The organism is Shewanella sp. 30m-14, from assembly GCF_052977125.1.
The window spans coordinates 99,440-119,566 of record NZ_JBRILW010000009.1; the positions used below are offsets into that span (position 1 = coordinate 99,440).

A 20,127-nucleotide genomic window follows, 5' to 3' on the forward strand; every position below is an offset into this window, starting at 1 on the left:
TAAATTCATGTTTAGAGGTCATTTACAGTCTCATTCGGTGTACGTTACTTTCGAGTCCATTTTTTGGTAAACCAGCGGATCGCAGCCAGTTGCTTGGATTTACTTAATCCAAAATAGATGCACACCCATGGCGAAAGCAGAATATACCAAGGGGTTGCCGCTGTGCTTCTGCCGGTAAATAACAGATAAAAAAAGCCAAAATAGATCACCAGCAGACCGACGCAGCCTACAACAAACATCATTAATTTCGTCGCCCTTTCAAGCTTATCCATTTTGTTCCCATATTGCTTTTATTCTGGCGCTATTATGACCTATAGCTAAACCATTATTCAAACTCTGTTAATGGCGCATAAAAAAACGGGCTGATGCCCGTTTTTATCGATGAATTAAAACTTACAGACGAATACCGCCAGCGATTTCAAATACGCGGCCGTTTACTTGGCCATGTACATAGACATTTTCAATGATAAAACGCACTGTTAAGTCTTACTCTAAACGCCCGGGCAATTGCCACCATTGATGGGACCTCTGTGCCAGTCACAAACTTATAAGCGAATGCCACCATCGATTTCAAATACGCGGCCGTTAACATAATCATTTTCAATGATAAAGCGTACCGTCGATGCGATCTCTTCTGCTTGACCTAAACGACCTACTGGTACCATCTTCTCTAAACGCTCAAGCGCTTCAGGCTTCATTGCCGCAGTCATTTCAGTTTCAATTACGCCCGGTGCAACCGCTGCGCTACGAATATTGTAGCGAGCCAGCTCTTTGGCCCAACCTACGCTCATTGCCGCAACGCCTGCTTTTGACGCCGCGTAATTTGACTGACCTACGTTACCCGCTTTAGCAAGACTTGAGATATTAATAATCACGCCTTCTTGCTTAGTTTCTATCATGGCTGCTGCCGCTTCACGGCCACATAAAAATGAACCTGTTAGATTGACGTTGATGACAGACTGAAATTGATCGAATGACATACGATCAATCACTTGGCCTTCTTTGGCTTTGAGTAAAAAGCCATCACGCAAAATACCTGCGTTGTTAATGAGCACGTTTACCTGACCAAAGTCTTCCTTAATAAACTGGAAAGTGGCAAATACGTCTTCTTCATCGGTGATATCTACGGCATAACCTTGAACTTCAGTCGTTGCACCTATGTTGGCACAGGCTTTTTCCAACTTTTCTTGGTCAACGTCGATAAGTGCTAGCTTGGCACCTGCAGCCGCTAAATTCTCCGCCATGGCGTAACCTAGTCCACCTGCACCACCAGTAATAACAACAACCTTATCTTTTAAATCCATTGGATCACCCTTTGTTTTTTATCTGCTCAGACTGAGCAAACAGCTCAAAAATACTCGAAAAATCTCGTTTACCATTACCTTGTTTCGCATGGTTTACATAGAGGCTTCGCGCTAATGCGCCCATTGGCGTGCTTGAATTGGATAACAGCGCCGCCTCTTGCGACAGCCCTAAATCTTTCACCATCAAGTCAACCATAAAGCCGCCTTGATAACCGTTAGATGACGGCACCGACTCCATCACATCTGGACACGGATTATATTTATCTAACGTCCAATTGCCGCCACTACTGACTTTCATAATATCGGAAAGAACTTTGGGGTCTAAACCATGGTCCACTCCCATCTGTAATGACTCCGATGTGGCAACCATTAAGACAGAAAGCAGCATATTATTACATATTTTAGCCACTTGCCCAGCACCCGGACCTCCTGCGTGGAAGATATTAGCGCCCATCGCGTTTAATACGCCTTGTGCCTGTTCAAAAGCCTTATCGCTGCCGCCACAAATAAAGGTTAATGTTCCCGCCGCTGCGCCCGCTGTGCCTCCCGATACTGGCGCATCGATAAAGGCTAAGCCTTTGCTTGCAGCATGCTTAGCCACAAAGCGGGCACTGTCTGCATCAATGGTTGAACAATCGATAAGTAAGGTTCCTGGAGCAACCACATCAATTAAACCTTTTTTGGTATCATCGTTTGCATCCTGGCTTGACTCATTCGTCACATACAGACTACGCACATGCTTACCCGCAGGTAGCATAGTCACAACAATATCCGCGCCAGCCGCAGCGCCGCAGGCACTCGTTGCCATCAGTGCGCCTTGATTGCATAATGCCTGCATTGCCGCTGGTACCAAATCAAATACTTTAACGGTAAAACCCGCTTTTATCAGGTTGACCGCCATTGGCCCGCCCATGTTTCCTAAACCAATAAATGCAACTGTACTCATTATTCACTCCGGTTCACGTTTGTGAGTGTTGGGATCTTAATCCCTGTCGCGGCCAATACCACTCACCGCTCATTTATCTTGCGTGAAAGCGCACTCATGTGCGCTATCGTGCAACGCTTAGCTAATGTTAATCTTTAAGCGAATGGCTAATGTAAATCTTTAAGCGGATGGTTTTCATCATCCCAAGGCGATTGCAGCAGAGCTTGTGCATAGCCTTGTGGGAGCGCCGCAACATCTGCAAAGCGCCACTGCGGATTGCGGTCTTTGTCGATAAGCAAAGCACGCACACCCTCAGCAAAATCCGCCTTAGCACAGCAATTAACGCTTAAGCCAAGCTCAAACTTAAAACACTCTGCTAAGCTCAACTCTTTACCCTGTACTTCAGTCAGCTTTGATTGCAGATGCACAAGACTTAAACTGATTGGGCTACCCGCTAACATGGTTTTTAGCGCTTTTGCTAGCCAGGGCTTTGCCTCTAATACGTTTATCTCTAACACATTTCCCTCTAACGTATTGCCCTCAAGCATGTTCGACTCAAGTTGGCAGACTCTGCTTACTATTTCACCAAGACTTCCCGACATTAACTCATCAATTAATGACTGGTTTTGCTCAAGCACGCTCTTTGCTAGCGGCGTTTTACAGCCAGTACCCATAATATTAAGCACTGCGGTTAATGCTTGATGATTCGCATCATTGTTATCGCCCCAAGGTAAAACCGTTAATTGGTCAAACAGAGCGCTTTTATCATCGCTATTGAGATAGTGATTACCAATGCCTACATAATAAGCGTCTGCGCCGCTCATGTTGTAAGCGGTCATCCCTAAAAACAGGCCGCTTTTACCCGGCATACGGTTTAAGAAGTAACTGCCACCCACATCAGGATATAGACCAATAGTGACTTCTGGCATGGCAATGCGCGAACGCTCAGTGACAATGCGATGACTCGCGCCAATCATTAGCCCCAAACCGCCGCCCATCACAATGCCGTCGCCCCAAACCAATACTGGCTTACCAAAGCTATGCAGCAGATAATCAAGCTCATACTCTTGTTTAAAAAACTCCGTCGCCGCCTCAGTCACTTCGCCCGGTGTTGTTATTGATGCCTGGTAAATAGCGCGCACATCGCCGCCAGCACAAAAGGCTTTTTCACCTGCACCGTCTAGTACAACTGCAGCTATATTCGGGTCACTTTGCCATGTGATGAGCTGCGCAGTTAATGCCTGCACCATGTTTAGGTTCAGTGCATTAAGCGCTTTTTCGATGTTGAGCGTTGCCACACCAACTTGCTTACCCGTATCGGTATTTAAGGTACTAAACAGCACTTGTTCATGACTTGCCTGCATATTGAGCTCGCTCATTAGCCGTTCTTCCAATTCGCTTTACGCTTATTTAAAAAGGCATTTACCCCTTCCCCCTGATCTGCTGTATCAAACAGTTCAACAAATAGGTCGCGCTCTAACGGTAGCGCATCAATTCTTGGCATGCTGCGTCCAGCCTGTATTAATGTTTTACACGCCTTAATACTGCTCGGGCTTTGATTTGCCACTTTATCTGCAAGTGCCATTGCGGCATTAAAGGCATTACCTTGCTCAACCACTTCTTCAACTAAGCCTATCTGCTCAGCTTTGGCAGCAGTAATACGCTCACCACATAAAATCATGCGCTTGGCCCACCCCTCACCCACTAGCGCGGTTAAATTTTGGGTACCACCTGCACAAGGAAGTAAACCGACTGTCGCTTCAGGTAGCGCGAGCTGGGCTTGCTGTTCACAAATACGTAGATCGCAGGCAAGCGCCACTTCTAAACCGCCGCCCATGGCATAACCGTTAATGGCCGCAATTGATACACCTCGAAACGCACTTAAGGTTTCAAAGGCTTCACCAAAGTAACGTGCCATATCGGCTGCATTTTGCTTATCGCCGTCTGCAAACAGCTTTAAGTCTGCGCCTGCCGAGAAGAACTTTTGCCCTTCGCCCGTGATCACCAAAGCATAAACATCTTTGTTTTCGTTAAGCGCTAATACTTTGTATTTTAGCTCTTGTAAGCTCGCTGCCGTCCAGGTATTGGCTGGCGGATTGTTCATGCTGATCACCGCTGTGTGACCGACGATACGCTCGATTAATAAAGACTGTTGCTCTAAATCCTGATGTTCCTGAGACATGGTAACTCCCTATACAAAACTGAAATCAAGTTAGGCGGCTAGCTCGTTTAAACGATGCCGCTAATACTGTGCGCTTATAAGATGGCTTATAGAATGGCGCCTGCGTTTTCATCTAACAAACGGCGCGAAATAATTAAGCGCATGATTTCGTTAGTTCCCTCTAAAATTTGATGCACTCGCACATCTCGCACATAGCGCTCTAATGGATATTCTCGAATGTAACCATAGCCACCATGAATTTGCAGCGCAGCGTCACACACCTGAAAACCGATATCGGTGGCAAAGCGTTTTGCCATGGCGCAATACGCTGTGGCTTCTGGATCTTGCTCATCTAACTTAAATGCAGCTAAGCGCACAAGTTGGCGCGCAGCTACCAGCTCAGTCGCCATATCGGCGAGCTTAAATTGCAATGCCTGAAACGCCGCTAACGGCTTACCAAACTGCTTACGCTCATTCATATATTGAGTCGCACGTTCAAGTGCGGCTTGGGCGGTACCAATTGAGCAGGTGGCAATATTGATGCGGCCCCCATCAAGTCCCTTCATGGCAAAGGTAAAGCCTTGACCTTCTTCACCGAGTAAATAAGCAACTGGCACCCGTACGTTTTCAAAGGTGATTTCACGGGTTGGCTGGGCGTTCCAGCCCATCTTATCTTCCGCTTTACCGTAAATAACTCCGGCAGCATCGGCTGGAACCGCAATCGCTGAAATGCCTTTAGGGCCCGCCTCTCCGGTGCGGCACATCACCACTAATAGCTCAGTGGCTCCCGCGCCAGAGATAAACACTTTAGAGCCTGAAATGACGTACTCATCGCCCTCACGTACCGCTTTAGTTTGCAATGCAGCAGCATCACTGCCCGCCCCTGGCTCAGTTAAGCAATATGATGCTAGCTTTTCACCTGTAGTGAGTGACTCAGACCACTCTTGACGTAATACTGCTGTACCAAAGCTGGTGACCATCCAAGTGGCCATATTGTGGATAGTTAGCATGGCTGTAGTTGCGGTGCAGCCCATGGATAGTTGCTCAAAAATAATCGATGAATCTAAGCGTGATAGTCCCATTCCGCCTTCAGATTCTGGCGAATACAGTGAGCAAAAGCCTAGCTCGCCCGCTTTTTGAATCACATCTTTGGGAAAGTGATGCTCTTCATCCCATTTGGCGGCAAAGGGAGCAAGCTCCTCTTTAGCAAACTGCTGGGCTAAATCGGCAAATTGGCGTTGGTCTTCATTGAGATTAAAATCCATCGGGGTACTCCTGTTGTCCTGTCGATTGCCTAAACTAGTTATCTCGTTTCAGGCTGTGGGTCTTTTGCTAGTACAGCCTTTAAAGACATGTGCTGCCGACCTCTATTCGTTATAACTTACGTGTTTAATCTGCTTGGTGTCGCTAGTAGGCTTAGTGCCATGTTGGCGCTAAGCCTACATAGCTAAGCCTGCATAAGTAGACATCATAGCCACCCATTTGGGTGGCTATTGTGACGATTACTTAAGGTCGATAGTCATATTCGGTGCTGATGCAACGGCAATATCTGACTCAAACCAGCGAGCTGTGATGGTCTTGGTCTCAGTATAGAAACGTACCGCTTGCTTACCGTATGCGTGCTGATCGCCATAGAAACTGCCTTTCCAACCAGTGAACGAGAAAAAAGGCAATGGCACTGGAATGGGGACGTTAATACCCACCTGACCCACTTCAATCTCGTGCTGGTATTTACGTGCAGCTGCCCCACTGGCGGTAAAGATGGAGGTACCATTGCCGTATGGGCTGTCGTTCACTATCGCTATCGCTTCTTCTAAGGTTTGGGCATTCATGCAGCACAGCACTGGGCCAAATATCTCTTCTTTATAGATGCTCATATCAGTCGTGACTTTATCGAATAGAGTTGGGCCAACCCAATTACCCGACTCATAACCTTCAACGGTAAAATCGCTACCATCGAGTAAGCAATCGGCGCCCTCCTCAATACCTTGTGCAATCAGGCTCACTACGCGCTGCTTAGCGGCAGGGCTAATTACCGGACCATAAGCGGCATCTTTATCATCCCAAAGTCCTGGTTTGACTTTAGCTATCGCCTCTTTTAACTCAGGGATCCACTCTTTTGCTGCGCCAACAAACACAGCAACTGAAAGCGCCATACAACGTTGACCCGCCGCGCCAACAGATGCGCCAACTAAGTTATTAATCACTTGTTGTTTATTGGCATCAGGCATAATCACGCAGTGATTTTTAGCCCCGGCAAAGGCTTGGACACGCTTTAAGTTATCAGTACCGGTTTTGTAAATGTATTGACCCACATTCACCGAACCCACAAATGAGATGGCTTTAATATCTGGGTGAGAAAGTAAAACATCCACAGCCGTTTTATCGCCGTGAACCAGCTGCACTACGCCTTTTGGTGCGCCCGCCTCTTCAAATAGCTCTATTAAGCGCTGCGGCGTCATTGGATCTTGCTCTGATGGCTTTAAGATAAACGTGTTACCGCAAGCGATGGCTAACGGGAACATCCACAGTGGGATCATCGCTGGGAAGTTAAATGGGGTAATACCCGCGCAAACACCCAGTGGCTGGGTATAGCTGTAAGTGTCGATTGAACGTGCCACGTTTTCAACGGTTTCGCCCATCATCATAGAGGCAATATTGCAGGCATGCTCAGCCACTTCGATGCCACGCCATACATCACCTTTGGCATCATCAAATGTTTTTCCGGTTTCTTGGGCTAAGATAGTGGCAATTTCGTCGTGATGTTGTTTTAAAAGGTGCTGATATCTAAGCATCACACGAGCACGCTCTGAAACAGGCACCTCTTTCCAGCTTTGAAAAGCGGCTTTAGCACTGGCTACCGCACTTAACACTTCGGTATGGTTCGCTGCATTTACCACTGCGATGGTTTCATTATTGGCAGGATTGGTCACGGCTATCTGCTTATCACCTTGGCCTAATACCCATTCGCCGTTGATGTAATGTTTCACTTGAGTTGTCATATCGCTTCCTACTTTGGCAATGTCATTTGCTGACATTTGCAAAATGATGAACCCGCTCGGCCAATTTATTATTCTGGTATTGCGAGTAAACACATCGGTTCACTTGCTATTAGTACCTTGCTTATTAGCATTTTGGCTTTAAACGGGTTCGGTCTTGTTGAATACTGTCGTTTATCTTTTATTTGCTACAACCGAGCCTTTAAAGCTCAATTGCCATCGCTGTTGCCTCGCCGCCACCAATACACAGTGATGCTACTCCGCGTTTTAAGCCTCGCGCTTTAAGGGCATAAATCAAAGTCACCAGTACACGCGCACCCGAGCAACCAATAGGGTGGCCTAGCGCACAAGCGCCGCCATTAACATTGACTTTATTGCCGTCGAGCCCAAGCTCAGAAATGGCTAACATGGTGACCATGGCAAAGGCTTCGTTGATCTCATACAGATCCACGTCCTCTTGAGCCCAGCTCACTTTATCGAGCAGCTTGTTCATCGCGCCAACAGGAGCGGTAGTAAACATTGATGGTTGTTGTGCGTGAGTGGTGTGCCCCTTAATGGTTGCCATCACATCAAGACCTAACTCATTAGCTTGTGCGCGGGTCATCAACATCAATGCGGCTGCGCCATCTGAAATGGAGCTAGAGTTCGCGGCGGTAATAGTGCCGTCTTTGGCAAAAGCTGGGCGCAGTGTTGGGATTTTGTCTGGGCGAGCGTTACCCGGCTGCTCATCGGTATCTACCACGATATCGCCGCGGCGGTTTGCTACGGTTACCGGCGTGATTTCATCGATAAAGGCACCTGAATTAATAGCGCTATTGGCTTTTTCCAGTGAGCTCAGTGCAAAGCTGTCCATCTGTTCACGGGTTAGCTTAAAATCGTCTGCGGTGTTTTGCGCAAATGTGCCCATTGCCCCACCGGTATATGCATCTTCAAGACCGTCAAGGAACATATGATCCAGCACCTTACCATGTCCCATACGCATGCCACCGCGCGCGTTATCTAACAGGTATGGCGCTTGGCTCATGCTTTCCATACCGCCAGCAATAATCACATTCGCGCTGCCAGCTTTAATTAAATCATGGGCTAACATGACGGTTTTCATGCCGGATCCACACACCTTGTTGACTGTCGTTGCGCCAACCGATAGTGGCAGCTCAGCGCCTAAGGTTGCTTGGCGTGCTGGCGCTTGACCTAAACCCGCAGGCAGTACGCAGCCCATCAATACTTCATCAACCAGTCCACCAGCTAGACCGCTTTGTTGCATCAAGCCCTTGATAGCTGTTGCGGCGAGCTTTGGTGATGTAACACTGGATAGTGCACCTTGGAATCCGCCCATTGGGGTACGCTTTGCTGCAACGATAACGATATCTTGATCTAACTTAACTGAACTCATAATTACTCCGGTAATACGCTAGTTAACCTTTAATAGAAGCGGTCCAAAGCCGTGCAAAATGTAGGTTGCTGCAAAGTTTCGTGTTGACCGCCGCGAGGTTATTGCCTAGTTAATATAAAGTGCGCTTCTGCTCAATATTTAACACTGTGACGTTTACGCGAACGTAAAGCAAGGGTTGTTTGGTCAAACATCTACCAAAGTATAGGACTGAGTTGTCACATAGAATTTACACTAGCGGGGGAATACAGACTCTGCGTTTTGTTACTTGTGATCAGCTTGAGGTGCACTAGCCTTTTATTATTAATACAGCAAATAGTTATACCAATCAGTTACACGTTTCACTGCACATAGCATGTTGATGCTCTATCGATTGCAATGCGAAACATGATGAACAAATAACCAAAGGATGCTTATGAAAAATATATCGATATTGTTAGTGCTATTGACCAATATAATGCTGAGCGGCTGTGTTGCTGTTGGGGCGGTAACCATAGGAGCGGTAACTTATTATAAAAGTTCGAAGCATGAAGTGGCCACTGTGAATATAAAAGCGACACCAGAGCAAATCTATCAAGTCGCACTAAAAACCATTCAAGCTAACCCCTTGCTGGCCATAGCATCGAGCTCTATAAAAAATCACGCTATCGAAATTACCAAGGGAGATTTAAACGCAAGTTTAAAGGTCTCAAGCATAGCGCCTGACTTATCTCAACTTCTGATCACCTCTGATGTGGATCCGCAACCAAGCACACAATTAGTCTTAGATGGCGTTTTTACCGTTTGTCGCTCACTTGATGCACACTGCGTTTTGGTTGCTGATAACAATTAAACTTACACGCTAAGTGAAACCGCCTTATACCAAAATGCCGATATTCAATAAAGAACATCGGCATTTTGCATTAGCGAGTTAACCCCTTAACAATTAAGACTCCCAGGGGGTAATTTCGGTCATATCATCGAGGTTATAAGGGGTAAGCTGATACACATAATAGTTGAGCCAATTACTCACCAACAGACTACCGTGACTGTGCCAGCGTGCGATAGGTTCTTGCTCAGGATCATTATTTTTAAAGTAGTTTTGCGGTAAGTCAGGCATTAACCCCTGAGCGAGATCGCGCTGGTACTCATCTTTTAAGGTCGACTTTTGATACTCAGGATGGCCCATTACAAATAGGTTGCGATTATTCTTACTGAGTACCATATAGGCACCTGCCTCATCAGATTCAGTCAATACCTCAAGTTCTGGATGCGCACGTAGCTTGTTAATGTCCATCTCAGCAAAACGAGAATGTGGTGCAAAGAACTCATCATCAAAACCACGTAGTAAAGGGTAATGCTCTGTAGTGCGGCGATGGTTATAGACACCTGAGCGCTTTGTTTTAAGCAATGATCGGTTTAAGTCAAATAGATGAAACAGTGCAGCATGCGCTGCCCAACATAAGAAAAGAACCGAGGTAACATGCTGCTGCGACCAGTCAATAATCTCACGAATATGATCCCAGTATGACACGTCTTCAAACTCAACCTGCCCAAGTGGCGCACCAGTAATGATTAAACCATCGTAGTTTTTCTGGCGCACATGCTCAAAGTCTCGATAAAAATTATTCATGTGATCGATTGAGGTATGTTTGGACTCTTTATCGTGAATTCTGAGTAGATCCACATCAACTTGTAGCGGAGTATTCCCTAAAAGACGTAACAGCTGCGTTTCGGTCTCGATTTTATTCGGCATTAAATTCAAAATTAACACCTTCATTGGACGAATATCTTGATTCGCTGCCCGAGTTTCAGACATAACGAAGATATTCTCAGATTCCAAGATCTCTGCCGCGGGCAGATCATCGGGGATTTTAACCGGCATAGCGCGCCTCTTTTCTAATTCGAATGACCTATCAGAATGAGACGCGCCGTTTAAATTAACTCGTGGTCAATTAATTTAACGTGCCACCTTCTGCACTAAAACTGACATTGGCTCACTTGAGTCCAAATCAATTCGATAAGCTTGTGTATTGATAAACATCAACTTGTCATCAAGACTAATGCGCGCCCCAATCGTATAGGTATGGCCGTCTTCAAATTGATCTCTATTAATTAAAAACTGAAAAGGTGTTGGTGTGCTGACATCATTACGCTCAAACTCTGCAATCACTACAGCAGGCGCATCCATTAAAGACACATCCTGAACTTGTACAGTGATGACGGCATCTTCAGGGAGTATCATGCGCTCCTTGTACCAAACTTCACCTTGGATCTCCACCACTGCATTAGATGTTGCACAACCGGTCAACATACTTGCAGCTACCACTAAAGGTAATAAAGGCTTAAACCACCGTTCCATATTTATACTCCTCATAATACATTAAGACTTCTAGAAGTCTATATGTCCGTACTTGAAATTATATCAGTTAAATAGAAAAGTCTATTAGCTACCTATCGATAACAGCTGTTAAAGAATAGGTATTCTCACAATCCTTGTCACAGCAACTGACAATTAATCTTGTTCTAATACACTTATCTTTCTATGATAAGTTACCTATTCGAAGTCGAATACCCATATGACACAAGCAACTGCAATAATTGTGGGCGCTAGCTCATTACTCAGCCGTGAAATTGCAAAACAACTTGCAGATGAAGGCGTTGAACTGGCCCTGTTAGCACAAGATCCACAATCTCTTACCGAGTTTAGCCAATCCTTGCCCACTAAGGCGCAGGTTTTTCCATTGAAAATTGATGATCCAGAAGCCGTGATCAGTACCATTAATGCTGTTTGGCATTCTCTAGGCGGCGCTCATCTTGTTCTGGTTAATACAGGGTTAACCCATTACGATCCTGAGCTACCATGGCAACCAGAGCAAGATATCATCACAGTAAATGTGCAAGGCTTTTCAGCCATTTGCAATACTGCCTTTAGGCTATTTCGCGATCAAGGCTATGGTCAACTTGCGGCAATTAACTCGATAGCGGGTCTAAGAGGGGGTCCGAGTGTCGCCTATCACGCATCGAAAGCTTATGCACAAAACTACTTTGAAGGCCTAAGCATGCATGCCCAGCGTTTAAAGCTGCCTATCACGATTACCGATATCCAATTAGGCATGTTAGATAAAGCGGCCATGCAGCAAAATCGTCTGTGGTTGTCGCCACTGCCAGTTGTAGCTAATCAAGTGATTAAAGCGATGAAAGCAGGCAAGCGCAAAGCCTACGTCACCAAACGCTGGCGCCTAGTGGCATGGTTGACTAAAGGTTTACCTGAGTTTGTCTACAATACTCGCCACTGGAAAACCAAAGAGCAGAAAAAAGCTGAGCGCGCAGCTAAGAAAGAATCTAAGTAATACGCTTATGTGACTGCACTGATGTTAATGCACTTAGGCGATTTTACTTAAGAGCAGTATAAAAAATACAAAGTATAAAAAAGGAGCCTACTGGCTCCTTTTTTATCGGTTAGATTTGTCACTTATGACAATTCTAGACACTAATATTAGAAAGTGTAACCTACGCTAACCATGTAAACCCATGGGTCGATATCTGTTTCGACTTTTTGAGGAGCATCCCCTAAATTAAACTTAACGTCGGTACTGATCTGTGCGTACCAAACAGAGGCATTAATTAGCCAGCTATCATTGATTTGATAGTCTAAACCTACTTGGGCAGCCGCCCCCCAAGAGTTTGACAAGCTCAATTCTGACAAACCTAAATCTTTAGCTTCTTGAGTGAACTCATTGTCATAGAAATTAGTGAAGTTAACACCCGCACCAATATATGGACGTAGTTTAGATTGTGCATCACCGAAGTAATATTGAACAACTAAAGTTGGTGGTAAATGTTTAGTCTCAGCGATCTTACCTAACGAACCCAGTGAAATATCATGACTAAATGGCGTCGCAGCAAGTAACTCAATACCAATGTTATCAGTGATCATATAACCAAAGTTCAAACCAAGCTGTGTATTATCACTCACACTAAATTCTGCGACATCTGCAACAACAGGGCTAGATTCATTTGGCGCAACAACGGCAACACCAGCACGAACGATAATATCACCAGCTTGGTGAGCTGATACAGAAGAGGCGAAACCGGTAGTGAGAAGGGCTGTGGCGATTAAGCTAGAAACGATTTTTTTGTTCATCATACTACTCCATTAATACAACACTTAGCGCTGTTTTTATTATCAATATCCTTACATTTGTGTGCATCCTGCCTGATTAACACCTCTTTAAATTTGATCTAAATCAATACAAGCATCGAATACTCACTTAGAGATACATAAAGGCGATCTTGATCACACTTGCAAGACGATGCCGCATACCATAGCGTTGAATTTTGTGACAAAAGCCAACTAAGCTCACTTAACGAGCTAACGCAATAAAAAGTCAATGCAACAATAAATCAACCTGCCAGCGATAAGTTTCTCAACGCTCGCAAGCAACGGACCTAATCACATTCAGAATCGTTATCGGTAAAACAGATGAGTACACCTAAGATTTATTTTTCCAGAAATTAAATTCACGTGAGCCTGTGCTGATAACTGAGGAATAGATACTAAGCAATAGATGCTCAGCGATAGGCGATAGATGTAAGGCGCTAATGGGGAGCAGAATGTACAAAATATTGACAACCTAGGGCGATCTGCAGCATACCCCAACTTCCCCTAATAGATGCCGTGCCAATAACTTTTATGCAAAGCAAGACCTTAGGGTAGTAACACCATTAGTGTCAGACCTACTTAAATCAGACTTATATTCTTGCTGGTCTTATTAATTAATCCTATGTTTAGTGGAGTCGCTATATTTACTGTTAAGAAAAAACACCTTACAACAATTGGAGATAGGATATGAACAAATGGGTAATAGGGGCTGTAACCGTTGCCATACTCGCCTTTGGCAGCGTCATCGGCTTTAATCTTTTTGTTAATAAAAAAATCGAAACAAAACTCGCCAATCTGCCCGAACCCGTTTATCCCGTGACCATTGAAAAACTAACTCCAACGACTTGGTCACAAAACATTAAAGCAATTGGTTTTATTGAACCCAACCAAGGGGTCAATATCTCTAATGAAGTGGCAGGGCTTGTTACTGCAATTAATTTTGAAAATGGTGATAAAGCCAAGGCGAATACAACCCTGGTCAACATCAATTCGTCAGTGCAAGCTGCACAGCTAAAGGAGCAAGAGGTTCAACTCCCCTCAGTAAGGGACGATTACAACAGGCAACTAAAACTCTACCGAGATAAGTCGATATCAGAACAAAGTTTACAGACAGCTCAAGCTAAATATGAAGCACTGCAAGCCAACATAGAAAGCCTTCAAGCAAATATTGAGCTTCGTCAAATTAAAGCCCCCTTTGATGGCGTACTGGGAATTAGAAATATCAACCTCGGACAATTCCTTTCTGCAGGCACCAACATTGTTCGTCTAGAAGACTTATCAGTCATGCGCGTTCGCTTCAGTGTTCCTCAATCTCAAATAGGTAAACTGAGTGTCGGTCAGCCTATTACGTTAACCGTTGACTCCTATCCAGAGCGGATATTTTCAGGAAAAATTAACGCTATCGAACCTGTTATTAATGATAAAACCGGCTTAGTGATGATTCAGGCTGAACTGCCAAATGATGATCAAACATTACGAGGCGGTATGTTCGCGGAAGTCAATGTTGGCTTAAGTGACCTCGAGCAGCAATTTGTATTACCACAGACAGCCATAGTGTTTGCTTTATATGGTAACTCAGTTTTTGTAATAGAAAAGCAAGGTGATGACACGCGGGTTAAGCAGGTAACGGTTGAAATATTACAAAGAGACGGTAACTACGCATTAGTTAAAGGCGCCTTGAAGTTTGATCAAGACGTTGTGACAACCGGTATTCTCAATCTGGGTAATAATACTAAAGTCAGCGTAACACCGAACCCAATTTCGCTTCCAGATAAAATGCCGAAGCTGTAGGAGCGACATATGAATTTCACCGACACTTTTATTCATCGCCCCGTCATGGCTGCTTCTCTGAGCATTCTACTCTTTATTCTTGGCCTCAATGCGATAAAAGATCTGCAGGTCAGACAATATCCAGAGATGACCAACACGGTCATTACAGTAACGACGCCATATCCTGGCGCCGATGCCGAATTAATTGAGGGTTTTATCACTCAGCCTTTAGAGCAAGCCTTATCCCAAGTGGATAATCTTGACTTTATGACCTCATCAAGCCAACTTGGCACTTCGACTATCACACTAAATATGAGGCTTAATACAAACCCTGAAGAGGCATTGGCAAATGTATTGTCTCAAATAAACTCGGTAACGAACCAACTGCCGAAAGAGGCCTATAATCCTTCAGTCACCTCCTCTACCGGGGCGACAACCTCTATCATGTATATCTCTTTTTTCAGTAAAGAACTCGACTCCAGTCAAATCGTCGATTACCTTGAAAGAGTTGTAAACCCTCAACTATCAACCGTTAATGGTGTCTCTAATATTCAGATGATGGGGGGCACACCATTCGCACTCCGCATATGGCCTAACCCGATAAAACTGGGTCAATATAACCTTACCACCGCCGATTTAATCAGTGTTTTACAACAAAATAACTATCAATCAGCAGTCGGTCAGTTTAATAGTAGTTTCACTATTTTAAATGGCACAATTGATAGTCAGGTCGACACCGTTGACGGGCTCAAAAAATTAGTCATTAAAAGTGATAATGGCCAAATTGTTCAGCTACAAGATGTGGCAGACATCAGCCTTGGAAAAAGCAGTGACAGCACTCGTGCGCTCGCTAACGGTCGAGAAGCCGTGATTATTGGTATTAATGCGACTCCGACAGCCAATCCACTTGATGTTGCCGCAGGAATACGAACCCAGTTTACTTTGATTGAAAAAAATCTCCCGACTACCATTCAATCGACGCTAATCTATGACTCTACGCTGGCTATTACAGATTCGATTGATGAAGTTGTAAAAACCATCGCTGAAGCCGCTGTAATTGTTATTATCGTGATCTTGCTTTTTCTTGGCTCCTTCCGTGCGGTCATCATTCCGATTATCACTATTCCACTGTCTTTAATTGGCGTGATGGCTGTAATGCAAGTATTTGGCTTTTCTATTAACCTCATGACATTACTCGCCATGGTATTAGCGATAGGCTTAGTGGTTGATGATGCTATTGTGGTGGTGGAAAATGTAGATCGGCATATCAAAATGGGGGCAAAACCTTTAGAGGCGGCGTTGGTTGCGACCCGAGAAATCGCTGTGCCCGTTATATCCATGACCATCACTTTAGCAGCCGTCTATGCGCCGATTGCATTGATGGGTGGCGTCACGGGTTCATTATTTAAAGAGTTCGCCCTCACACTCGCAGGTGCTGTGGTCATTTCTGGCTTTGTTGCTCTGACTCTATCGCCAATGATGTGCTCAAAGATGCTCAAACCACACACCCAACCAGGAAAGTTTGAAGAAACCGTTGAACGAGTGCTCGGTGGCTTAACCAAGCGCTATCACAAGACGCTGATTGCGGTGCTTGATCATAAGGGGGCAATCGTCTTCTTTGCAATCATAGTGCTTATATCCTTACCTATAATATTTAACTTCATACCTTCTCAGCTTGCTCCAGATGAGGATCAAGGCGTTGTGGTCGTGATAGGAACCACCCCATCAACCTCTAATAATGACTATATCCAGGCTAATATGGAGCTAATTACTCAAATTATCTCCAAGCAGCCACAAGTAGAGGCATCATTAGCATTAGTTGGCGTTCCTACAACGAGTCAAGGGCTAGCCATCGCGCCGCTTGTCCCTTGGAGTGATAGAAAATTAAGCCAAAAAGAGATCTCCGCAAACGTTAATATAGAAGCCAAAAAAATCCCTGGGATTACCGCTACAGCATACCAAATGCCCTCTCTTCCTGGCGCCTCAGGAGGATTGCCTATTCAATTCGTTATCACTAGTCCTGCCAGCTTTGAAACTCTATACAGCATTGGTAATAAGCTATTAGAGAAAGCCAAAAAGAGTCCACTTCTTGTCTATACGGATTTGAATCTAAAATATGATTCGGGCTTGGTAGAACTCAAAATTGATCGCGAGGCTGCTGGTGCCTACGGCGTGACCATGCAGGAGATAGGCTCAACACTCGGTACCATGATGGGTGGTGGCTATATTAACAGGGTGAATATTGATGGTCGCTCCTATGAGGTCATTCCCCAAGTGGAGCGTGTCTATAGGGCTAATCCTAAGTTAATTGACCAGTTTTATGTCACCGCACAAAATGGTTCTGCCATCCCGCTATCAAGCCTTGTCAGTTATAGCGTCAATGGCAACGCAAAATCGTTACCTCATTTCAATCAAATGAACTCAATCTCAATTGAGGCGGTACCTGCACCGAATGTCGCAATGGGCGATGCCATTGCCTATTTCGACCAATTGGCAAAAACAGATTTACCTCCGGGCTTTACGTACACCTTTATGGGGGAAGCACGCCAATTCGTCGAAGAAGGTAGCTCTTTGTATGTCACTTTCGCCCTTGCTCTTGCCATCATCTTTTTGGTTTTAGCCAGTCAATTTGAAAGTGTACGCGACCCATTAGTGATCATGTTCACTGTGCCACTTGCTATTAGTGGTGCGTTAATCGCCCTTGGGTGGACACATATATCGGGTGAAACCTCACTCAATATCTATTCACAAGTTGGATTAATTACCTTAGTTGGACTAATAACCAAACATGGCATTTTGATGTGTGAGGTGGCCAAAGAGGAGCAAATATTTAAAGGCGCATCAAAACATGATGCCATCATTGAAGCAGCCACAGTGAGACTTCGCCCGATCCTTATGACTACCTCTGCCATGATTGCAGGGTTAATTCCATTATTGTTTGCTAGCGGAGCGGGCGCTGCTTCGCGTTACAATATTGGTTTAGTGATCGTTGCTGGACTTGCAGTAGGAACACTGTTCACACTGTTTGTTCTGCCCGTTATGTACACGTACATCGCGAGTAATCATAAACTCCATGAGGGACTTGATGAGCAGCAAAGCAATATAAGCGATGACGCTCAGCTGACACCGCATTAACACCAAGACAATTACCAAATTAACGCCCAAATAACGCAACAATAACCCAGAGCCCTTTACCATTGTGAGTAACGATAGCAATGGTAAAGGGTTTGGCGGCATACTAAAAACGCCCCTCCCCCAAAAATATAAAACACAAAAAGCCAATACAGCAAATCAATACAAAACCAATACAAAGACTTAAGTAACAAAAGCCAAGCCAGATTTTCAATCGCGACTTCGGCTTCTACAATCAAATAGCACGACAACTTGATGAGTCACTCAGTGCGTAAAACTCATCCAAAGACAGCAAACTTGCTACAGCAGAGCTAAAGATGGGGGGGGTTATCAGCTTGCTCAATGCCCATACATTTTATCGAAATTGGGGATTTTCTGTTCCCATATTGGCACCTCTTCTCCAATGATAGCTTTGAGCGTGTTAATAAATAATTTAGTTTTAATTGGGGCGTCTCGGTGCGGATACACGGCATAAAACGTACCGAGATCATTTAAATGTAGCTCAGTCATAATAGGAACAAGCTTCTGCTCTAGAATTTCGTTATCAATCATCTGCGCAGTAACAACTGCCAGCATATTGCCCGCGACAGCCGTTTTGGTGATCATTTCAACATCGTTAACTTTATAAACCACATTCAATTGCAGCTGCTTAGTTTCGCTGTTGGCATCAAGATAGGAGAACTTATCAATCAGCAGCCCAGGCGCTGCGTAAACTGCAGCGGGTAAAGTTTCTAGTTGTTCAAGCGTCTTTATTTCGCCGTGTTTTTTGATGAACTCAGGAGCCGCCACAATCAATAATCGGTTTCGTGCAATCTTTCTGGTAATAAGGTTTGAGTCTTTTGGTTTGCCGATACGAAAGCCAATATCAAACCCCTCTGCAACCATATCGATGAGTCTATCTTCTAAACGCAGTTCAATATCAACATCTGGATATTGTTGCTGAAAAACCAACACTGCTTGCTGTACATGTTGTCGACCAAACAGAGTCGAACTCGTGATCCGTAATACGCCTTTGGGTTCAGAATGATAATACTGTGCCAATCGATGCGAGTCATTTAACAGCATGCGCAATGATTTTGCTTGGGCCACCATCTCATGACCCACTGCGGTTAAAGAGAGCGATCGTGTGGTGCGATTTAGCAAATGTACGCCAAGTTCATGCTCTAGCCGGCTGATTTGTTTCGAGATAACAGATCTATCGACATTTCTTTGTTCTGCCACCTTACTAAATGAGCCCAGTTCAGCGACTTCAAGCAGTAGTAATAATCGACTTGGAAAATCCATACACCCTCTTTGTTGCATTTTTGGCACCAATAAGGTGCCAGTTTACGCATTTTTCTTAGCTTATAACAACCTTATAGTAGCTACACTTTAACGGCTTAAACAAACTGAGCCACTAAATCCATGAGGAAGACATTATGAGCAAGTTAGCAATTAGCCACAGCGAAGGCATAGCAACGGTTAGCATCAATAATCCACCATCGAATGTAATCACCAGTGATTTGATCAATGAAGTTAACGCCTTTGTTTTATCGTTAAAATATGATCGTGATACCAAAATAGTGGTGTTTAAGTCACTCCATCCACTGTTCTTTTTAGCTCACTTGGACTTGCATGTGATCAACGGTACGCCCGCAGGGCAAGCTGCATCGATTGAGTTTAATCACATGATCACCAACATTAAAGCCATGAAGCAGCTTTCAGTTGCTGTGGTGGATGGCGTCGCTCGTGGCGGTGGAGACGAATTTGTGATGGCCTGTGATTTGGCTTATGCGACAGAAAATGCTGTATTTGCTCAACCTGAAATCCATGTGAATATCCCAACGGGTGGCCAAGGCGCGGTGCAGTATGCTCGCAGAATGGGTAAAAACAAAGCACTGCAGGCCTTATTACTAGGTAATGACTTTACCGCTCAACAAGCTGAAGCGTTAAATATCATTACTCAGTACGTTCCCAAGGCCGAAATAGATGGCTTCTTAGCCCAGGTGCTTGGTGTTATTAGCCAATTAGAAATTCGTAATATTGTGATGTACAAAGAGATCATCGCGGCATCGATAATAGATGAAGATGCTGGCGCCGAGCTAGAGCTACGCTATTTTCTAGAGCGCGAAAAAGAGAATAAAACACAAGCCATCATAGATGCATTTATCAAACATGGTGGACAAACAGACCGCGAAGCAAAAGATATTCAAGGGATCTTTGTCGATACGGCTGCAGAGCTTGCCAAGTAGTTCAGCGGCTAGAAGCTCATCTGTATGGGCATCGATAAACAAACCTATGGCTGCCATATTATCTAAATTTT

The 20,127-nt window shown here is 44.7% G+C and carries 17 protein-coding genes; 5 read left to right on the top strand and 12 right to left on the bottom strand.

Going from position 1 to position 20,127, the window contains the following annotated elements; genetic code table 11:
• Positions 1 to 44: 44 nt before the first annotated feature.
• The 8 genes from ACVBIU_RS08910 to ACVBIU_RS08945 all read right to left on the bottom strand — a co-directional run bounded on the left by ACVBIU_RS08910 (position 45) and on the right by ACVBIU_RS08945 (position 8,782).
• Positions 45 to 272, bottom strand: coding sequence for a hypothetical protein (locus tag ACVBIU_RS08910; RefSeq protein ID WP_447162339.1), 228 nt, complete (start codon positions 270 to 272; stop codon positions 45 to 47).
• A 273-nt stretch (positions 273 to 545) separates the two neighbouring features.
• A complete protein-coding gene (locus ACVBIU_RS08915; RefSeq protein WP_447163561.1) occupies positions 546 to 1,304 on the bottom strand; it encodes an SDR family oxidoreductase in 759 nt (252 codons plus the stop codon).
• Between the two features lie 4 nt (positions 1,305 to 1,308).
• Positions 1,309 to 2,250 carry a 3-hydroxyisobutyrate dehydrogenase gene (gene mmsB, locus ACVBIU_RS08920; RefSeq protein ID WP_447163562.1) on the bottom strand — a complete coding sequence of 314 codons (942 nt, stop codon included), beginning with the start codon at positions 2,248 to 2,250 and terminating at the stop codon, positions 1,309 to 1,311.
• 146 nt (positions 2,251 to 2,396) lie between these two features.
• The gene (locus ACVBIU_RS08925) at positions 2,397 to 3,608 is read right to left on the bottom strand and encodes an enoyl-CoA hydratase/isomerase family protein (protein WP_447163563.1); all 1,212 of its coding nucleotides are present in this window, start codon (positions 3,606 to 3,608) and stop codon (positions 2,397 to 2,399) included.
• Complete coding sequence (locus ACVBIU_RS08930; protein WP_447162334.1) at positions 3,608 to 4,411, bottom strand: enoyl-CoA hydratase; 804 nt, start codon at positions 4,409 to 4,411, stop codon at positions 3,608 to 3,610. Before ACVBIU_RS08930 ends, ACVBIU_RS08925 begins: the two co-directional genes overlap by 1 nt.
• A gap of 86 nt (positions 4,412 to 4,497) precedes the next feature.
• Complete coding sequence (locus ACVBIU_RS08935) at positions 4,498 to 5,655, bottom strand: acyl-CoA dehydrogenase family protein (RefSeq protein ID WP_447162333.1); 1,158 nt, start codon at positions 5,653 to 5,655, stop codon at positions 4,498 to 4,500.
• A 237-nt stretch (positions 5,656 to 5,892) separates the two neighbouring features.
• Positions 5,893 to 7,392: a CoA-acylating methylmalonate-semialdehyde dehydrogenase gene (locus ACVBIU_RS08940; protein ID WP_447163564.1), complete on the bottom strand. Its 1,500-nt coding sequence runs from the start codon at positions 7,390 to 7,392 to the stop codon at positions 5,893 to 5,895.
• Between the two features lie 199 nt (positions 7,393 to 7,591).
• Positions 7,592 to 8,782 carry an acetyl-CoA C-acyltransferase gene (locus ACVBIU_RS08945; protein ID WP_447163565.1) on the bottom strand — a complete coding sequence of 397 codons (1,191 nt, stop codon included), beginning with the start codon at positions 8,780 to 8,782 and terminating at the stop codon, positions 7,592 to 7,594.
• A gap of 412 nt (positions 8,783 to 9,194) precedes the next feature.
• On the opposite strand from ACVBIU_RS08945, the gene ACVBIU_RS08950 reads away from it, so the two are divergent.
• Positions 9,195 to 9,611 carry a DUF3568 domain-containing protein gene (locus ACVBIU_RS08950; RefSeq protein WP_447163566.1) on the top strand — a complete coding sequence of 139 codons (417 nt, stop codon included), beginning with the start codon at positions 9,195 to 9,197 and terminating at the stop codon, positions 9,609 to 9,611.
• Positions 9,612 to 9,704: 93 nt separating this feature from the next.
• Here ACVBIU_RS08950 and metA read toward each other — a convergent pair whose 3' ends face one another.
• Together metA and ACVBIU_RS08960 are read right to left on the bottom strand one after the other, a co-directional pair.
• The gene (gene metA, locus ACVBIU_RS08955; RefSeq protein ID WP_447163567.1) at positions 9,705 to 10,643 is read right to left on the bottom strand and encodes a homoserine O-succinyltransferase MetA; all 939 of its coding nucleotides are present in this window, start codon (positions 10,641 to 10,643) and stop codon (positions 9,705 to 9,707) included.
• A 75-nt stretch (positions 10,644 to 10,718) separates the two neighbouring features.
• Complete coding sequence (locus ACVBIU_RS08960; RefSeq protein ID WP_447162328.1) at positions 10,719 to 11,120, bottom strand: YbaY family lipoprotein; 402 nt, start codon at positions 11,118 to 11,120, stop codon at positions 10,719 to 10,721.
• A gap of 217 nt (positions 11,121 to 11,337) precedes the next feature.
• Between ACVBIU_RS08960 and ACVBIU_RS08965 the strand changes: the two genes are divergently transcribed.
• Complete coding sequence (locus ACVBIU_RS08965; protein WP_447162327.1) at positions 11,338 to 12,111, top strand: SDR family NAD(P)-dependent oxidoreductase; 774 nt, start codon at positions 11,338 to 11,340, stop codon at positions 12,109 to 12,111.
• Positions 12,112 to 12,257: 146 nt separating this feature from the next.
• On the opposite strand, the gene ompW is transcribed toward ACVBIU_RS08965, so the two are convergent.
• The gene (ompW, locus tag ACVBIU_RS08970; protein ID WP_447162326.1) at positions 12,258 to 12,908 is read right to left on the bottom strand and encodes an outer membrane protein OmpW; all 651 of its coding nucleotides are present in this window, start codon (positions 12,906 to 12,908) and stop codon (positions 12,258 to 12,260) included.
• A 702-nt stretch (positions 12,909 to 13,610) separates the two neighbouring features.
• On the opposite strand from ompW, the gene ACVBIU_RS08975 reads away from it, so the two are divergent.
• On the top strand, positions 13,611 to 14,714 hold the full coding sequence (locus tag ACVBIU_RS08975; RefSeq protein ID WP_447162325.1) for an efflux RND transporter periplasmic adaptor subunit: 1,104 nt from the start codon (positions 13,611 to 13,613) through the stop codon (positions 14,712 to 14,714).
• A gap of 9 nt (positions 14,715 to 14,723) precedes the next feature.
• Positions 14,724 to 17,828, top strand: coding sequence for an efflux RND transporter permease subunit (locus tag ACVBIU_RS08980; RefSeq protein ID WP_447162324.1), 3,105 nt, complete (start codon positions 14,724 to 14,726; stop codon positions 17,826 to 17,828).
• A 336-nt stretch (positions 17,829 to 18,164) separates the two neighbouring features.
• Here the strand turns inward: ACVBIU_RS08980 and ACVBIU_RS08985 are convergent, their stop codons facing one another.
• Positions 18,165 to 19,109, bottom strand: coding sequence for a LysR family transcriptional regulator (locus tag ACVBIU_RS08985; protein WP_447163568.1), 945 nt, complete (start codon positions 19,107 to 19,109; stop codon positions 18,165 to 18,167).
• Between the two features lie 134 nt (positions 19,110 to 19,243).
• On the opposite strand from ACVBIU_RS08985, the gene ACVBIU_RS08990 reads away from it, so the two are divergent.
• Positions 19,244 to 20,056 carry an enoyl-CoA hydratase/isomerase family protein gene (locus ACVBIU_RS08990; RefSeq protein WP_447163569.1) on the top strand — a complete coding sequence of 271 codons (813 nt, stop codon included), beginning with the start codon at positions 19,244 to 19,246 and terminating at the stop codon, positions 20,054 to 20,056.
• The last annotated feature ends 71 nt before the right edge of the window (positions 20,057 to 20,127 follow it).